The following is a 17,231-nucleotide window of genomic DNA, read 5'->3' on the forward strand; positions in this document are numbered from 1 at the left end:
ATGGGGCGGCGCGCAGTGGAGCAGCATGGAAAACGCATTTGATCGCGCCGTTAATATGCGGATGAGCGCAACGGATGCGCCAAATCTTGCCGGGGTTCGTTCCATGAGTCAGATGTTCCGAGACGCCGCCGCCTTTAACGGCGCCATCGGAACCTGGGATGTTGGCAATGTGACGGATATGACAGGCATGTTCGAGGATGCCGCCGCCTTTAACCAGGACATCGGCGACTGGGATGTGGGCAAGGTGACGGATATGAATGCAATGTTCTTTCTTGCCGTCGCCTTTAACCAGGACATCGGCGACTGGGATGTGAGCAATGTGACGAATATGGCAAGCATGTTCTATTCCATCGCCTTTAACCAGGACATCGGCGACTGGGATGTGGGCAATGTGACGAATATGGGAGCCATGTTCACCGCCGCCGCCTTTAACCGGGACATCGGCGGCTGGAATGTGGGCAAGGTGACGGATATGGCAGCCATGTTCTTTGCCGCCGCCTTTAACCAGGACATCGGCGACTGGAATGTGAGCAATGTGAGGAATATGGGAAGCATGTTCTCGTATGCCGGGGCCTTTAACCAGGACATCGGAACCTGGGATGTGGGCAATGTGACGAATATGGCAAACATGTTCGATGGCGCCGCCGCCTTTGACCAGGACATCGGTGGCTGGACGGTGGGCAATGTGACGAATATGTTAGAGATGTTCCGAGATGCCGTCGCCTTTAGCCAAAACCTCGGTCGCTGGTATATTGTTGGAACTACAAACCCTGACTATGACGGCGCTGATAATCGTGTCGTGCTCAATCTCGCTGCGCAGAACGGCGTTTTAACCAACCAAGCCCCGGTCTATGCACTGGCTGCAGGAGACGGGGATAGCGGTAATGATAAATTCACCCTAACCGGCGCTGCATTAAGCGCTAAAGCCGGCACCGCATCCGGCGATTACAGTGTCCGCATTGGCGCAAGCGATGTGGACTTCGGCGACGCTAACGCCAGAGCGATAACCGTGGCCGTGCCAGCATCCAGCGTTGCTAGCTTGAGCGCCTTGACCTTGTCCGCCGGCGTTCTGACCCCGGCCTTCGCCTCAGACGCCATTAGCTATACCGCCAACGTCGCCAATGCGGTGACAAGCATCGCGGTCACGCCGACGCTCAATGACGCCAACGCCAGCGTCACGGTGAATGGCGCGGCCGTCGCCAGCGGAGCTGCCAGCGGGGCCATCAGTCTGGCGGTGGGCGAGACTGAAATCAAGGTCGTGGTCACCGCCGAAGACACCACGACGGAGCGGACCTACACTGTTACGGTCACCCGTGTTGCCGCTGACGCTGCCGATGATGCGTCCTTGCGCGGCTTGGTGCTGTCCGCCGGTGCCCTGTCCCCGGACTTCGCCTCAGGCACCGCTAGCTACACCGCCAGCGTAGCCAATGCGGTGACGAGCATCACGGTCACGCCGATGCTCAATGACGCCAACGCCAGCGTCACGGTGGCTGGCGCGACCGTCGTCAGCGGAGCTGCCAGCGGGGCCATCAGTCTGGCGGTGGGCGGGACTGAAATTCAGGTCGTGGTCACCGCCGAAGATGCCGAGACGACGCAGACCTACGCTGTTACGGTCACCCGTGTTGCCGCTGACGCTGCCGATGATGCGTTCTTGCGCGGCTTGGCGCTGTCCGCCGGCGCCCTGACCCCGGCCTTTGCCTCAGACACCGCTAGCTACACCGCCAGCGTAGCCAATGCGGTGACGAGCATCACGGTAACGCCGACGCTCAATGACGCCAACGCCCGCGTCACGGTGAATGGCGCGGCCGTCGCCAGCGGCGCGGCCAGCGGGGCCATCAGTCTGGCGGTGGGCGGGACTGAAATTCAGGTCGTGGTCACCGCCGAAGACGCCGAGACGGAGCGGACCTACACTGTTACGGTCACCCGTGTTGCCGCTGACGCTGCCGATGATGCGTCCTTGCGCGGCTTGACCTTGTCCGCCAGCGTTCTGGATCCGGCCTTTGCCTCAGACGCCACTATCTACACCGCCAACGTCGCCAATGCGGTGGATAGCATCACGGTAACGCCGACGCTCAATGACGCCAATGCCAGCGTCACGGTGGATGGCGCGGCCGTCGCCATCGGCGCGGCCAGCGGCGCCATCAGTCTGGCGGTGGGCGAGACTGAAATTCAGGTCGTGGTAACAGCTGCGGACGCCGAGACGGAGCGAACCTACACTGTTACGGTCACCCGTGTTGCCGCTGATGCTGCCGATGATGCGGCCTTGAGCGGCTTGGCGCTGTCCGTCGGCGCCCTGTCCCCGGCCTTTGCCTCAGACACCGCTAGCTACACCGCCAGCGTAGCCAATGCGGTGACGAGCATCACGGTAACGCCGACGCTCAATGACGCCAACGCCAGCGTCACGGTGAATGGCGCGGCCGTCGCCAGCGGCGCGGCCAGCGGGGCCATCAGTCTGGCGGTGGGCGAGACTGAAATTCAGGTCGTGGTAACAGCTGCGGACGCCACGACGGAGCGGACCTACACCGTCACGGTCACCGTGGCCGCCGTGCTGGCGTTGACCGCGCCGGCCAGGCCTACACGGCCGGCGCAGCGATCACCGACCTGGAACTGCCGGCCGCCGGCGGCGGCACCATGCCCCTGACCTACACCCTGACCGGTCCATCGGGCGGCGCCCTGCCGGACGGACTGAGCTTTGACCCCGCCACCCCCATTCTGTCCGGCATGCCGACCACAGAAGGAACAAGCACACTGACCTACACCGTCACCGACGCCAACGGCGCCAGCGTTGATGCCGCCTTCACGGTCACCGTTAGCGATGGACCGACCCTGAACGCGCCGGCCGACCAGGCCTACACGGCCGGCACAGCGATCACCGACCTGGAACTGCCGGCCGCCGCCGGCGGCACCATGCCCCTGACCTACACCCTGACCGGTCCATTGGGCGGCGCCCTGCCGGACGGACTGAGCTTTAACCAAGACACCCGCATTCTGTCCGGTGCGCCGACCACAGAAGGAACAAGCACACTGACCTACACCGTCACCGACGCCAACGGCGCCAGCGTTGATGCCGCCTTCACGGTCACCGTGGCCGCCGTGCCGGCGTTGACCGAGCTGGCCGGCCAGACCTACACGGCCGGCGCAGCGATCACCGACCTGGAACTGCCGGCCGCCGCCGGCGGCACCATGCCCCTGACCTACACCCTGACCGGTCCATCGGGCGGCGCCCTGCCGGACGGACTGAGCTTTAACCAAGACACCCGCATTCTGTCGGGCGCGCCGACCACAGAAGGAACAAGCACGCTGACCTACACCGTCACCGACGCCAACGCCGCCAGCGTTGATGCCGCCTTCACGGTCACCGTTAGCAATGGACTGACCCTGAACGCGCCGGCCGGCCAGGCCTACACGGCCGGCACAGCGATCACCGACCTGGAACTGCCGGTCGCCGCCGGCGGCACCATGCCCCTGACCTACACCCTGACCGGTCCATTGGGCGGCGCCCTGCCGGACGGACTGAGCTTTAACCAAGACACCCGCATTCTGTCGGGCGCGCCGACCACAGAAGGAACAAGCACACTGACCTACACCGTCACCGACGCCAACGCCGCCGTCGCCACCCGGACCTTCACGGTCACCGTTAGCGATGGACCGACCCTGAACGCGCCGGCCGACCAGGCCTACACGGCCGGCACAGCGATCACCGACCTGGAACTGCCGGCCGCCGCCGGCGGCACCGCGCCCCTGACCTACACCCTGACCGGTCCATCGGGCGGCGCCCTGCCGGACGGACTGAGATTTGACCAAGACACCCGCATTCTGTCCGGCGCGCCGACCGCAGAAGGAACAAGCACGCTGACCTACACCGTCACCGACGCCAACGGCGCCAGCGCTGATGCCGCCTTCACGGTCACCGTTAGCGATGGACCGACCCTGAACGCGCCGGCCGGCCAGGCCTACACGGCCGGCACAGCGATCACCGACCTGGAACTGCCGGCCGCCGCCGGCGGCACCGCGCCCCTGACCTACACCCTGACTGGTCCATCGGGCGGCGCCCTGCCGGACGGACTGAGCTTTGACCAAGACACCCGCATTCTGTCGGGCGCGCCGACTGCGGCAACAGCTGCTGCGGTTACGCTGACCTACACTGTCACCGACGCCAACGGCGCCAGCGTTGATGCCGCCTTCACGGTCACCGTTAGCGATGGACCGACCCTGAACGCGCCGGCAGGCCAGACCTACACGGTCGGCACAGCGATCACCGACCTGGAACTGCCGGCCGCCGCCGGCGGCACCGCGCCCCTGACCTACACCCTGACCGGTCCATCGGGCGGCGCCCTGCCGGACGGGCTGAGCTTTGACCAAGACACCCGCATTCTGTCCGGCGCGCCGACCGCAGAAGGAACAAGCACGCTGACCTACACCGTCACCGACGCCAACGGCGCCAGCGCTGATGCCGCCTTCACGGTCACCGTTAGCGATGGACCGACCCTGAACGCGCCGGCCGGCCAGGCCTACACGGCCGGCACAGCGATCACCGACCTGGAACTGCCGGCCGCCGCCGGCGGCACCATGCCCCTGACCTACACCCTGACCGGTCCATCGGGCGGCGCCCTGCCGGACGGACTGAGCTTTGACCAAGACTCCCGCATTCTGTCGGGCGCGCCGACCGCAGAAGGAACAAGCACACTGACCTACACCGTCACCGACGCCAACGGCGCCAGCTCAGATGCCGCCTTCACGGTCACCGTTAGCGATGGACCGACCCTGAACGCGCCGGCCGGCCAGGCCTACACGGCCGGCACAGCGATCACCGACCTGGAACTGCCGGCCGCCGCCGGCGGCACCGCGCCCCTGACCTACACCCTGACCGGTCCATCGGGCGGCGCCCTGCCGGACGGACTGAGCTTTGACCAAGACACCCGCATTCTGTCGGGCGCGCCGACCGCAGAAGGAACAAGCACACTGACCTACACCGTCACCGACGCCAACGGCGCCAGCGCTGATGCCGCCTTCACGGTCGCCGTGGCCCGCGCGGCTGCTGCTGATGCGTCCTTGAGCGCCTTGACCTTGTCCGCCGGCGCCCTAACCCCGGCCTTCGCCTCAGACGCCATTAGCTACACCGCCAGCGTTGGCAATGCGGTGACGAGCATCACGGTCACGCCGACGCTCAATGACGCCAACGCCAGCGTCACGGTGAATGGCGCGGCCGTCGCCAGCGGCGAGACCAGCGAGGCCATCAGTCTGGCGGTGGGCGGGACTGAAATCAAGGTCGTGGTAACAGCTGCGGACGCCACGACGGTGCGGACCTACACGGTCGCCGTGGCCCGCGTGGCCACTGCTGATGCCGGCGAAGCGCAAACCGTGGCCGAGGGCGCCACCGTGACCTTGGACGGCTCTGCCAGCAGCGATCCTGAGGACAAGGCCCTGGCTTACGCCTGGACCCAGACCGGCGGCCTGACCGTTGCCCTAAGCAGTGCCACGGTCATCAAACCGACCTTCACCGCGCCGACGCAGTTGGCGAAGGCTGCGACGCTGGTGTTCAGCCTGATTGTGACGAATGAGCTCGGCCATGCCTCTGCCGCCGCCACAGTGACCATCACCGTGGCCGCCGGCGCCAACGACGCGCCCACCGCCAATGCCGGGCCTGACCAGCCGGCGGTGGCTGAGGGCGATCTGGTGACCCTGGACGGCTCTGCCAGCAGCGACCCCGAAGGCAAGACCCTGGCTTACGCCTGGACCCAGACCGGCGGCCCGACCGTTGCCCTAAGCAGCGCCACGGTCATCAAACCGACCTTCACCGCGCCGACGCAGTTGGCGAATAATACGATGCTGGTGTTCAGCCTGATTGTGACGAATGAGCTCGGCCATGCCTCTGCCGCCGCCACAGTGACCATCGCCGTGACCGCCGGTGCCAACGACGCGCCCACCGCCAATGCCGGTCCGATGCAAACCGTGGCCGAGGGCGCCGCCGTGACCTTGGACGGCAGCGCCAGCAGCGATCCTGAGGGCGAGACCCTGGCTTACGCCTGGACCCAGACCGACGGTGCGCCGCAGGTGACGCTGGACACCGCCGACCCGTCCCGCCCGACCTTCACTGCGCCGACGCAGTTGGCGAATAATGCGACGCTGGTGTTCAGCCTGACGGTCACGGATGCGCGCGATCTGGCCTCGGGCGCTGATACGGTGACCATCGCCGTGACCGCCGGCGCCAATGACGCCGCGGACCGGCGGCGGAACGCCGCGCTCAATGACATAATCCTGCCGCAAGTCGCGCGCGCCATGGCCGGCAGCGTCGTCAGCGCCATCGAGCGGCGGATTGGGCAGTCCGGGAGCGCGGCGCGCGCGCTTGCCGTCGGCGGGCAGCGCACTCTGGCAGGCGCACTCAGCACCCACGGCAAGGCCATGGCCGAAGACCGCCGCGATTTGAAGGAGATGCTGGCTGGCTCCGACTTTGTGCTGCCGTTGAACGCCGGCGATGGCGCGGCTGGCCGCTCCTCGGCGGTCTTCTGGGGTCTCGGCGAATACCGCAAGTTGTCTGGCGACAGCGTCGCCTTGGACTGGGATGGCGACCTGTCCGGCGTTCATCTTGGGGTGGATGCGCGCTTGGGAGACGACCTGCTGGTCGGCGTCGCGGCGTCGCGGATGCAGGGCGACTTCAACTATAAAGACGATAACGCCGGCGACCTGCTGGATTTGGGCAAGGGCGAATATGGCTTGAACATGACCAGCGCGCATCCGTATATCGGCTGGGGCGCTGGACAGTTGGATTTGTGGGCGACCGTCGGTTACGGTGAAGGCAAGTTGGAGAAAACCGAGAAGGGCAAGGCGATGCTGTCAAGCGATGTGGACTTGCGCACGGTCGGCGCGGGCGGCAGCGGCCAGTTGTGGGAGGTCGGGGCGAGCGGGTATCGGCTCAAGGGCGAAGCCATGCGGAGCGAGCTGGAAGTGAAGGGCGCTGCCGGGGCGGCGAAAGTGGATGCCGTCCGTCTGCGTGCCGCTTTGGAAGGGAGTCAGTCGCGCACGCTGTCGGCTGGCGGTCTGTTTGAGTCATCGCTGGAAGTCGGAGTGCGCTATGACGGCGGCGATGGCGAGACCGGCAGCGGGGCGGAGATAGGCGGCCGGCTGAGTTATCGCAATCCGGTCACGAGGGCAACCGTTGAAGTTCGGGCGCGGGCGCTGCTCGGGCATAGCGGCGGCTATGAGGAATGGGGAATTCAGGGGAAGCTGGCGGTGCAGCCCGGGGCTGATGGACAAGGTCTGTCGCTGAGCTTGGTCCCGAGTTACGGCGAGAGCGGCAGCGGCATTCAGGAGTTATGGCGGGATGGTTTGCTGGAGGATGGGGATGATAACGCCGCCGCCGACTACCGCGCGCGAGTGGAGGCCCGCCTGGGCTACGGTTTTGCCTTGCGCGAACGCGATGGCGTGCTGACACCATATGGCGAGATGACCCTCGGCGCGACCGACAGCTACCGCATCGGCCTGAACTGGAAGGCGGGTTCGCGGTTTGACCTGAACCTGGCGGGCGAGCGCAGCGAGAGCAACAGCGGCCCGACCGAGCATGCCATCCTGATCAAGAGCGAAGTGCGGTTTTAACTTTTCATGGGGTGTATTGAACCGCTTTCTCAGGAAAGCAGCCAATCGGCGGGCGGCTTGGCGGCCGGCTCATCCGCTTTGGAGTAACCACGACAATAGTCCAACAATCAACGTTGTTTGCACTGCCGCCACGCCTAACACAACCCCGACCATCCACTTGGTAACCTCGTGCCTAGCTTGAGCAATGTCAACTTTGAGGTTGGCTTCAACCCGGGTGATGTCGGTCTTGAGGGCAGCTTCAATCCGAGCAATATCCTCCTTACTCGCCAAGTTGGCGTTGATGAACCTCACCTGTTCATCGGCCAAGGCCTCAGCTTGCTGCTCGGTAAAACCGGTCTCAGTCAGATGCTTGATGAAGCGATGGGTGTAATGTATCGCGCGTGTGAAGCATATGCCAATGGGACGATAGACCGGTTCATATGTGTTGATGCTGGCGCGCATTGACAAAACAATGATAACGATGCTTTCGCAAGAAATGGTAGCGGGTGCTTTTGGGCGGAAGTTGGCGTCAGGCGCCGCAAGGGGTGTCAAGTGCCATAGGCGAGATTTCACCGGATAGAACCGCTTCGGAAGCGGTTGCTAAAGCCATATATGCGATCCACCGCGACCAGGCGGATGCTGATGGCTTGGAGCCTCTTGTGGATGCAGGTGCCGGCGCGAGGAATCATTCATTTGATCAGTCGAAGATCATAGAATTGAGATGGGTAGTTAGAGAATTCATATCCTGGTTAACGGCGCTCACAACAGCGCACAATGCGATGGCAACCGCGCGATAACAGGTGGAATAACGAAACCGCGCCGCCGGGCTTTCAAACGTTTTCCGGCATGAATGCGCAACGGCTTCAAACACTACTCAAACGCCGCAAATCACACCCTAAAAGTGGTCTAAAAATGTCCAAAAACCGCCGAAAAAATCCATTTTTATCCGCTTTTCGTACCGGACTTTTGTCCCGTTACACTGGGCGCGGCAGGCGGCGCCGTCAATGACAACAACGGCCGTGCCTACGGCATAAAGCTGGATGCGCCCTTAGGCTATGGCCTGTCGGCACTCGGTGGGCAAGGGCGGTTGACGCCGTACAGCGAGATGACCCTCGGCAGCACCAGCCCGCGCTATCGTCTGGGGCTGCACTGGCGGCCGGATTCGCGGTTCGATCTGAACCTGGCAGGCGAGCGTCTCGAGACCGAAACCGACCCGCAGCTCACGTCATCCTGCTCAAAGGCACAATACGCTTTTAACGCTCACCGCTGCCTTGGCGCTGAAAAAAGAAATTGCATATAAGGCCAGCTATTTTGAGGGTATAAAGCATATATCTTGCTGAAAAACCTGAAAAAGGTGATCCCCTCATTCATTTGCGTCCAAGCATAGCTCAGGGTCTTGCTTTCGGCATCAGTCCCTGATTCGTCCAGAGTCACTGCCGCGTGCTCGTCCACGGTTTAATCCGGCCCGGCGTTGGCGGTCGTCGGATCATTGGTGTCGGGGGGCACAGTGATGGTCACGCTGTCAGCGGTGACCGAGGCCAGACCGCCCCGTCGGTCACCACCAGGCTGAACACCAGCGTGGTGTTTGCCGCCAACTGCACAAGTACGGTGAAGGTCGACCCGGCGACGGCGTCGTCGTTCAATGATCCGTTATCTAGTTAAGACCGAAAATTATTTTAACCCGTAGGGGCTGCTGTTGTTTTAATAGATTATTCGGCGACACACGCTGATAATCAGTTTGCTCTTGTTGACTCCGTTCATGCAGAACACGCCAGTTAAGATGTTCCCGCAAGACGTTCCTGAGTTGGAGGCGCTCCCCTATGTCCAAACCCTGCGTCTAAAAGCGCCGAATCACTCAATGGCACATTCAATGGTACGGTATGAACTAACTATTGATGCGATAGCCGGCCCGATATTTTCGTGCTATCCATTGATGGAAATGTAAGGTGGGCGCGTCTTGTACAGGCGAAAATGCGCCCCCAGTATAGCCTGATGATCGTCTCCCCTGCTGCAAGCCTTCCACCGCCGTGACATCTTCGCTAAATACTTTCTTCCAGGCATCGTGGTTGGCGATTCTGGCGGCCTCAAACTTGCCGCCATTCGCGGCTTCATGATTAACGTAAATCAGGCGTGCGTCTTCGTCAGTCTTGCCGATATCAATGGGGTGGACGATCAATATGAACAGGTGATTTTCTTGAAAACCAAGCATTAAGTTAGGGTAGAAAGCCGGGTATTCCGCACATCCGGCTTGGTCTTTCGGCCAACTATTAAATCTCGGAAAACTTGTGCACCCGCTGATACCGGGGTCAAAGCTGGTTGAGCGTTGCCCGGCAAAATCCGCGTTGATGAACAAATGATGATGCTTTTCCAAGGGGGAATAGGCATTCAAACTCGGATGAATCCAGGGTAAATGGTAGGCTTCGCAAAAATTTTCCATGGCCAGTTTCCAGTTGCAATTGATAGCGAAGGCTATTTGACCATGGGTATCCGCGTATTCGATCTGGTCAAATCCATGCTCACCGACCAGGCCATGATATCGATCGATTATGGGCCTTGCGTGATCTTCAAATTCGGGCGCATCTCCCGACAAATTAATAAACAAAACCCCCAGCCAGATATGCGAGCGAATCTCTTTCAAGCCATTATTTTCCGGTCGGAATCCTTCAGCCTGATGGATTCCAACACCGCCTATGTGGGGAGTCGCGCAGAGTTTGCCATTGAGGTCGTAGCTCCAACAGTGGTATGGGCAAACCACCATACCGTTGGTTTTCTTTTGTTGGCTGACCAGTTTTCTGCCTCTATGGCTGCAAACGTTGTGAAAAACTTTGATGCCGCCTTGCTTGGTTTTGGTGACGATCAGGGGTAGCCCCATGAATTCAATCGGGGTGACTGTGCTATCTTCTTTATAATCGACGCAAAACATCAGGGCGGTCCAACTGCTGCCTAGAACATGGTCGCGCTCAAATACAAAAAACTCTGGATCCGTGTATGCCGCATTGGGCATGCCCGTGGCCGACTTAATATCTTGATCAATCGCGGCTAACTGTTGCAGAGTAATTTTCTGATAGAGCGGTCTGTTCATTTCGATGCGGAACCAATGAATCTATATGAGCGAAATATAAAGGATTTGAACTGCATTTAGGGCCTATCATAAACCCTGCTCACAAATTTTTTATGGTAAATTTTTCCTGGCGAATTCTTCCCAACCGCTGGAAGGCTTGAATCGATCGCCGTAGCGGTTGTGCAGCTGCTTTAATCGCTCCAGCATTGCCGCTGGTTGCTGGTCGATGATGTGTGTAATCGGGCCGCCGGTAAATGGCGCGAACCCGGTTCCAAATATCAATGCGGCATCCAGCTGAGACCGGTTTTCGACGATGCCTTCATGCAAGCAGGCAATACATTCATTCAAATACCTAAAAATCAAACGGTCTTCAATGTCATCGACTTGCTGCCCCGATGTCATGTTGCCTTTCAGAGACCAACTTTTTTTGTGCCTGCCTTTTTCCCATATATAGAATCCCTGTCCGGTTTTTTTGCCTAAATGGCCGTTATTGACTTTTTGCTTGAGCAATTCGGGAAGCGCGCCGCCAAAATGTTTGCTTAGGTTTTCGCCGACCTGATAGCAAATATCCAGGCCAACGGTATCCGCCAGCGTAATCGGCCCCATAGGCATGCCAAAATTCGTGGCAACTTTATCAATTAGCGATGCGGGAACTCCCTTTTTCAGCAATTCCACCGCTTCCAGGGTATAGGGCGTTAACACCCGATTGACCAGGAATCCCGGGCTGCTTTTTACAGGAACAGGTAGTCGTCCAATTCGGTTCGCAAAAGCAGCGGCGCGAGCGGAAACTTTCGCATATGTTTTTTTGCCGCGGACAATTTCAATCAACTGCATCTTCGCCACCGGATTAAAAAAATGCAGTCCCACCAATCGGCCGGGCCTGGGCAGGGCGGCGCTAATCGTCTCCAATGGAATACTCGAGGTGTTGGTTGCCAGAATGGCATCGGGTTTTGCCGCTTTTGCGAGGTCTGAAAACAGGCTAATTTTCGCTTCTGCATTTTCGAAGATGGCTTCGATGATGACATCCGCGCTTGCAGCGCCGTTGCCAGCCGGGTCTTGTTGAAATCGATCCATAGCGCGTTCAACCAGTCTCGGTTGTTTTAACTTCTTTGAAAACAACTGATGGGCACGTTTTGTTGCCCGGGCAAGGGCTTCGGCGCTGCGGTCGTGGAGTGTTACAGTCACACCGCGCAATGCGCACCATGCGGCGATATCTCCGCCCATTACGCCGGCGCCGATGATATGAACGCGCTGGAAATTTTCATTGCGGCATGATTTGCCCGTTCCCGATTTGCCAATTTTCTTGAGTTGTTCCTGAAGAAAGAAAACCTTGACCAGATTCTTTGCGGTGGTTGTGGTAAATAATTTTGATGTGGATTGCTGTTCGGCCTTGAGCATCGCGTCACGATTATCGCCATGCTCTTTCCATAATTCGATGACGGCGTAAGGCGCGGGGTAATGCGATTGTTTTGCTTTAGAACTAACTTGTCTTTTCAGGTACTGCGCCATTAAGTATCGGGCCGGGCCGAAATTTATTATTTTGTCGATGCCTCCGGCTTGTTTTGGAGGCGGTTTTTTATTGATGACAAATTCTGCCGCCCGTTCAAGTTGTCGTGTGGGAACGCAAAGATCAATAACCCCCATTTTCTTGGCGACATAAGGAATAACCGTGCGACCGCTGAGAATAAGATCCATCGCAGAGCGCGCACCAATGATTTCGATTAGCCTAACGGTGCCGCCAAAACCGGGATGAATGCCCAGTTTCACTTCGGGCAATCCTAACTTTATCGCAGGTTCATCCGCGGCTACACGATAGTCGCAGGCAAGGGCAAGTTCTAATCCGCCTCCCAAACAATGACCATTTATCATGGCCACCGATGGCATAGTCAACGATTCAATTCGGTTGATAACCTGGTTGGCAAATTGTACGAATTCAGCAGCTTGTTGCCCGGTTTCTATTTGCTGAAACTCTCTGACATCGGCGCCGGCTATAAAGCCAGTTGCCTTTGCGGATTTCACAATCAACCCTTTGACATCGAGTTTTTCAATTTGATCCAGCGCCTGATCCAGTTCTGTAATCACTGCGGAAGAGAGCACATTTTGACGCTGTTTTGGTAGGTCAAGGGTCAGAATGCAAAGGTTATCCCGTTCCTCAATCGTCCAGTTTCTTAATTTTGCCATTTTAATTTCCGTTGAAGATCAATGCGTTATGGTTTGCGTTATGGTGTGCTGCGTTGAATCAACATCGCGCCGCCCTGGCCGCCGCCGATGCATAAGGTCGCCATGGCCTGCTGCCATTGATTGCGCTCAAGCACATGCAGTGCATGAAGCACAATTCTGGTGCCGCTTGCTCCAACCGGATGTCCCATACTCACGCCGCCGCCATCAAGATTAAGGCGCTCCTGGTTTAATTCACCCATTGTGCTGTCGAGACCGAGCTGATTTTTGCAATATTGTTCTGAATTCCATGCCGCCAGGCAGCCCAAAACCTGGCCGGCGAAAGCTTCATTAATTTCCCAGTAATCGACATCATTAAGCCGCAAGGAATGTCGTTGCAGAATCGGGGTGCTCGCATGAACCGGCCCCAAACCCATCTGCGTCGGATCTACCCCGGCCCATTGGCTATCGGTTATTTGGGCGCGGGGCATTAAGCCATACTGATTGACCGCGACCTCGCTGGCTAATATTAACCAGGCACAGCCATCGGTGATTTGGGCGCTATTCCCGGCCGTCACAAGACCCGTGGGCTTATCAAATACCGGGCTTAATTTAGCCAATTTTTCCATGGCTGAATCTCGTCGCAGCCCATCGTCTGCGTGGTAACTATTGCCATCGTTGTCATAGATCGTTTCCAGTTCCCCGGCAAATCTTTGTTCATCAGCAGCCGCCGCCAGCCGTTTGTGACTACGCACTGCAAAAGCATCCATGGCTTCGCGAGTGATGCCAAAATTGTATGCGATTTTCTCCGTGGTTTGGCCCATGGACAGGCCGCATATCGGGTCGGTTAATCCTCTCAATAATCCGATTATGGGCACCAGGCTGGATGGTTTGAGCGTGGTCAGGGTTTTTAATTTGTTTGGAATTGTTTTTGCTTTGGCCCAACTGCCCAACCAGGTGACAAATTCCGTGGAAAATAACACCGGGGTATGGCTCATGGACTCGGTGCCGCCGGCCAGCGCCAGATCAGATCGGCCCAGCGCAATATTAGTCGCAGCGGAATCCAGCGCTTGCATACCACTGGCGCAATTTCTGGCGACCGTCCATGCTGGCGTGGATTCCCCGCATCCCAGCCGCAAAGAAACGATGCGCCCGATATTGGCTTCATCCGCAGTGGGCGCGACACAGCCCAAAATAATTTCGTCAAAATCTGTTGCAGAAAAGGGTTGGCGAGCAATCAGCGGTTGCCCGGCGGCTACCGCTAAATCAGCGGCCTTAAATTTCCCGGGCTGGCCTGCGGCTTTAAGGAAGGGTGTTCGACTGCCATCAACCAAATATACGTTTCTTCCGCTATGCATATAACTTACCTTGCAAATTTATCTGGCCAAGTTTTCTGGCCAGGCTTTCTGGCTTGAGTTTTCTGAGCATTTGTTCCGCCCATTTTTCTCGTTCCAGGTTAGTAGTATGAATTTGGTATTATAGCGCAGTCCAACTTTCCCATGCTGAATAACATGAATCAAGTTCACAGACCGATACATAGACCGATAAGGGCAATAAAAAGTTTCACGCTTCGCGGCGGCAAGCTTACCCAGGGCCAACAACGTGCCTTGCAGGAGCTATGGCCGGCATACGGTTTATCCCTCGACGAGCTGGCGAATGAGCGGGCAGACTTTCAGCAAATATTCAGGCGAGCGGCGCCGACCATATTGGAGATTGGATTTGGCGACGGCAAAGCTTTGTTTGAAGCGGCGCGGAAAAATCCACACCAGAATTTCATCGGTGTGGAAGTGCATCGACCGGGCATCGGGCATTTGCTGATTCAAATACACCGCTATAACCTGACCAATGTGAAATTATTTTGTGCAGACGCGATCAATGTTCTGAATACGGCGATTAGAGCCCAATCATTGGCCAAAATATGCTTGTTTTTCCCGGATCCCTGGCCAAAGAAAAAACATCATAAGCGCAGAATAGTGCAACCGCCCTTTATCGACTTGGTGGCAAACAAACTCAAGCCCGGCGGCATTTTTCACTACGCAACGGATTGGCGGGATTATGCCGATGAGGCTATGGGTAAACTGGAATTATCGTCGGCGCTGGTCAATATCGCCGGCCGCGGAAATTTCTCGCCTGGTCCGCAGCAGCGACCTGAAACCAAATTCGAAAAAAGAGGGCGGCGATTGGGGCATGGTGTTTGGGATATTGTTATGCAAAAGAACAATCAGTCGAGTCATTCTTGCCATCATCCCGACTATACGGCGAATAGAAACAATTTTATCTGAATTAATCTGGGCTGAATTGTTTTTTTAATTCTTGCAAAGAAGTTATTGCCGGGGTGCAGCGGTTGCCTTTGCAGACATACGCTACAGTCGTTTTCCCGGCTTTACGTAATGCCAGCGTCGGCGGCAGGTTTTTTGCATCTTTCTCAATCGCAAAAATGTGGGTTAGCGGTTGATACTGAGCATTGCAAAATCGCCTCCATTTTTGCACAGTCGCATTTTGATTGGGCGCGTCATCGCCGCGGATAATAACGGTCGTGTGTTGGTCGCCGAGGTGTTGCAGGGCGATGGTCATCAAGCCGTTCACCGAAGGATGATGTTCTAAATCATCGGCGAACAAGGACAGCGCGGTTTCCGCGCTTTGTAGATATTTCGATTCTCCGAGCAGATTGCCCAGTTTAAGCAAGCCCAGAATGGCGGCGCCATTGCCTGAAGGAATGGCGTCATCGGCGCCGTATTTTTGGCGGCACAACAACTTTTCGTGATCGTGCGAAGTGAAGAAGAAGCCGCCGTTTTCCTGGTCTTCAAATCGCGCAAGCATGGCATCGCAAATGGCGGTGGCAAATTCAAGGTCGGCGCTGCGCCAACTCGATTCGAGCAGTTCGATCAGTCCGTCCAGCATAAATGCGTAATCGTCCAGATAGCCATTCAAATGCGCTTTGCCCTGGCTGTATGCGGCCAGCATTCGCCCTTCCCCCGACATTTCATGAGACCGGTCCTGCCACATGTTATCGCGCACAAAATCCGCGGCTATTTGTGCCGATTGGATAAATTCAGGTTGTTGCAAAACTCGGCCTGCCTTTGCCATGCCCTTAATCATCAACCCATTCCAGGCGGTTAGAATTTTGTCGTCAAGAGCGGGGCGTATCCGCGCATTGCGAATCGCCAGTAATTTCGATTTTGCCGCGGACCATGCCCTTTCAATTTCATGGCCAGTTTCAGGATTGTTCGCTAATAATTCGAAGTCGGTTTCCGGGTTCCGGTTGAAATGCCAACTTCCTTCAAAATTCGCTTCGCCATATAACCCAAAATAATTTTCTAATACTGAATACTCGTTTTCCGCTAGAATTGCGCGTAAATCAGTTTCGCTCCAAACATAGTATTTGCCTTCCTCGCCCTCGGAGTCGGCATCCAGGGTTGACGCATATCCGCCATCGGATTGCTGCATATCGACGACAACCCATTGCGCCGTGGCCATGGCGGCATGGGCGTATTGCGCGTTGCCGAACAAGTGATAGCCATCGCAGTACAGGTTTAATAGTTGCGCGTTGTCATAAAGCATTTTTTCAAAATGCGGGATTTGCCATTTTCGGTCTATGGAATAGCGAAAAAACCCTCCGCCCAGATGATCGAAAAGCCCGCCCTGAGCCATATGCGCCAGCGTGTTGGTCACCATTTGCGCGGGCATCTCCGCGGCTGTTTTCGCCGATTGCGTTTGCTTCACTAGGTTGGTTAGGTTGGGATGTCTTGCGGCAACTAACAGCAGTTCCAATTGAGTGGGATGAGGGAATTTTGGCGCATCACCAAAGCCGCCAAACTCGCTGTCGTATTGCTTTGCCAAATGCGCCGAAGCGTGAGCGAGCGCGGTCAAGGGATCGGGTATTTTGCTTGCGCTGGATTGCGGATTAAGTTTTTCCAGCGCTTGGTTAAACGACAAATGGTAGTCGGTCAGTTTTTCAGAATTTTCGTGAAAATGCGCCGAGATTTTTTCAAGCAACTCGCCAAAACCGGGCATGTTATAACGCGCTTCGGCCGGGAAATAAGTGCCTGCGAAAAATGGCGCATGGCCATCAGGCGTCAGTGCAATGGTCAAGGGCCAGCCGCCAGGTCTTTGAGTCAGCATCTGATGCGCGATCTGGTAAATTTTGTCCAGGTCGGGGCGTTCTTCCCGATCTACTTTAATGCACACAAAGTGTTTGTTCATGATTTCGGCGATGCCGTCATTCTCAAAACTCTCGCGTTCCATAACGTGACACCAATGACATGCCGCATAGCCAATGGACAACAGGATCGGTTTGTTTTGATTTCGCGCTGCCTCGAGCGCGTGCTCAGTCCAGGCATGCCAATTCACTGGATTGTTAGCGTGTTGCAGCAAATAAGGACTGGTTTGGTTGATTAACTGGTTAGACATATCATAAATATTTGTGAACTTCATGTGAACT

The 17,231-nt window shown here is 57.4% G+C and carries 11 protein-coding genes; 5 read left to right on the forward strand and 6 right to left on the reverse strand.

Annotated elements, in window-relative coordinates; genetic code table 11:
• Positions 1–25: 25 nt before the first annotated feature.
• Together ACPXXB_RS05940 and ACPXXB_RS05945 are read left to right on the forward strand one after the other, a co-directional pair.
• A complete protein-coding gene (locus ACPXXB_RS05940; RefSeq protein WP_423910527.1) occupies positions 26–2,641 on the forward strand; it encodes a cadherin-like beta sandwich domain-containing protein in 2,616 nt (871 codons plus the stop codon).
• Positions 2,632–7,593: a putative Ig domain-containing protein gene (locus ACPXXB_RS05945; RefSeq protein ID WP_423910530.1), complete on the forward strand. Its 4,962-nt coding sequence runs from the start codon at positions 2,632–2,634 to the stop codon at positions 7,591–7,593. Before ACPXXB_RS05940 ends, ACPXXB_RS05945 begins: the two co-directional genes overlap by 10 nt.
• Before the next feature lie 69 nt (positions 7,594–7,662).
• Here the strand turns inward: ACPXXB_RS05945 and ACPXXB_RS05950 are convergent, their stop codons facing one another.
• A complete protein-coding gene (locus tag ACPXXB_RS05950; RefSeq protein ID WP_423910532.1) occupies positions 7,663–8,034 on the reverse strand; it encodes a hypothetical protein in 372 nt (123 codons plus the stop codon).
• Between the two features lie 83 nt (positions 8,035–8,117).
• Here ACPXXB_RS05950 and ACPXXB_RS05955 point away from each other — a divergent pair, with 83 nt between their 5' ends.
• Both ACPXXB_RS05955 and ACPXXB_RS05960 read left to right on the forward strand, forming a co-directional pair.
• A complete protein-coding gene (locus tag ACPXXB_RS05955) occupies positions 8,118–8,369 on the forward strand; it encodes a hypothetical protein (RefSeq protein WP_423910534.1) in 252 nt (83 codons plus the stop codon).
• Between the two features lie 308 nt (positions 8,370–8,677).
• Complete coding sequence (locus ACPXXB_RS05960) at positions 8,678–8,872, forward strand: hypothetical protein (protein ID WP_423910537.1); 195 nt, start codon at positions 8,678–8,680, stop codon at positions 8,870–8,872.
• A 214-nt stretch (positions 8,873–9,086) separates the two neighbouring features.
• Here ACPXXB_RS05960 and ACPXXB_RS05965 read toward each other — a convergent pair whose 3' ends face one another.
• The 4 genes from ACPXXB_RS05965 to ACPXXB_RS05980 all read right to left on the reverse strand — a co-directional run bounded on the left by ACPXXB_RS05965 (position 9,087) and on the right by ACPXXB_RS05980 (position 14,148).
• Complete coding sequence (locus ACPXXB_RS05965) at positions 9,087–9,215, reverse strand: hypothetical protein (protein WP_423910539.1); 129 nt, start codon at positions 9,213–9,215, stop codon at positions 9,087–9,089.
• A gap of 242 nt (positions 9,216–9,457) precedes the next feature.
• Complete coding sequence (locus tag ACPXXB_RS05970) at positions 9,458–10,654, reverse strand: aromatic ring-hydroxylating oxygenase subunit alpha (protein ID WP_423910542.1); 1,197 nt, start codon at positions 10,652–10,654, stop codon at positions 9,458–9,460.
• 90 nt (positions 10,655–10,744) lie between these two features.
• Positions 10,745–12,814: a 3-hydroxyacyl-CoA dehydrogenase NAD-binding domain-containing protein gene (locus tag ACPXXB_RS05975; protein WP_423910545.1), complete on the reverse strand. Its 2,070-nt coding sequence runs from the start codon at positions 12,812–12,814 to the stop codon at positions 10,745–10,747.
• Between the two features lie 38 nt (positions 12,815–12,852).
• On the reverse strand, positions 12,853–14,148 hold the full coding sequence (locus tag ACPXXB_RS05980; RefSeq protein ID WP_423910548.1) for an acetyl-CoA C-acetyltransferase: 1,296 nt from the start codon (positions 14,146–14,148) through the stop codon (positions 12,853–12,855).
• A gap of 153 nt (positions 14,149–14,301) precedes the next feature.
• Between ACPXXB_RS05980 and trmB the strand changes: the two genes are divergently transcribed.
• Positions 14,302–15,072, forward strand: a complete 771-nt coding sequence (gene trmB / locus ACPXXB_RS05985; protein ID WP_423910551.1) for a tRNA (guanosine(46)-N7)-methyltransferase TrmB — start codon at positions 14,302–14,304, stop codon at positions 15,070–15,072.
• Position 15,073: 1 nt separating this feature from the next.
• On the opposite strand, the gene ACPXXB_RS05990 is transcribed toward trmB, so the two are convergent.
• Positions 15,074–17,200 carry a thioredoxin domain-containing protein gene (locus ACPXXB_RS05990; protein WP_423910553.1) on the reverse strand — a complete coding sequence of 709 codons (2,127 nt, stop codon included), beginning with the start codon at positions 17,198–17,200 and terminating at the stop codon, positions 15,074–15,076.
• Positions 17,201–17,231: the final 31 nt, after the last annotated feature.

The sequence above is a fragment of the Candidatus Spongiihabitans sp. genome (assembly GCF_965237845.1).
GTDB lineage: Bacteria > Pseudomonadota > Gammaproteobacteria > Arenicellales > Poriferihabitantaceae > Spongiihabitans.

Bases quoted from the DNA above. Each gene is read 5' to 3' on its own strand.
- ACPXXB_RS05940 (WP_423910527.1), top strand. From the start codon at position 26: ATGGAAAACGCATTTGATCGCGCCGTTAATATGCGGATGAGCGCAACG.
- ACPXXB_RS05945 (WP_423910530.1), top strand. From the start codon at position 2,632: ATGCCCCTGACCTACACCCTGACCGGTCCATCGGGCGGCGCCCTGCCG.
- ACPXXB_RS05950 (WP_423910532.1), bottom strand. From the start codon at position 8,034: ATGCGCGCCAGCATCAACACATATGAACCGGTCTATCGTCCCATTGGC.
- ACPXXB_RS05960 (WP_423910537.1), top strand. From the start codon at position 8,678: ATGACCCTCGGCAGCACCAGCCCGCGCTATCGTCTGGGGCTGCACTGG.
- ACPXXB_RS05970 (WP_423910542.1), bottom strand. From the start codon at position 10,654: ATGAACAGACCGCTCTATCAGAAAATTACTCTGCAACAGTTAGCCGCG.
- ACPXXB_RS05975 (WP_423910545.1), bottom strand. From the start codon at position 12,814: ATGGCAAAATTAAGAAACTGGACGATTGAGGAACGGGATAACCTTTGC.
- ACPXXB_RS05980 (WP_423910548.1), bottom strand. From the start codon at position 14,148: ATGCATAGCGGAAGAAACGTATATTTGGTTGATGGCAGTCGAACACCC.
- trmB (WP_423910551.1), top strand. From the start codon at position 14,302: ATGAATCAAGTTCACAGACCGATACATAGACCGATAAGGGCAATAAAA.
- ACPXXB_RS05990 (WP_423910553.1), bottom strand. From the start codon at position 17,200: ATGTCTAACCAGTTAATCAACCAAACCAGTCCTTATTTGCTGCAACAC.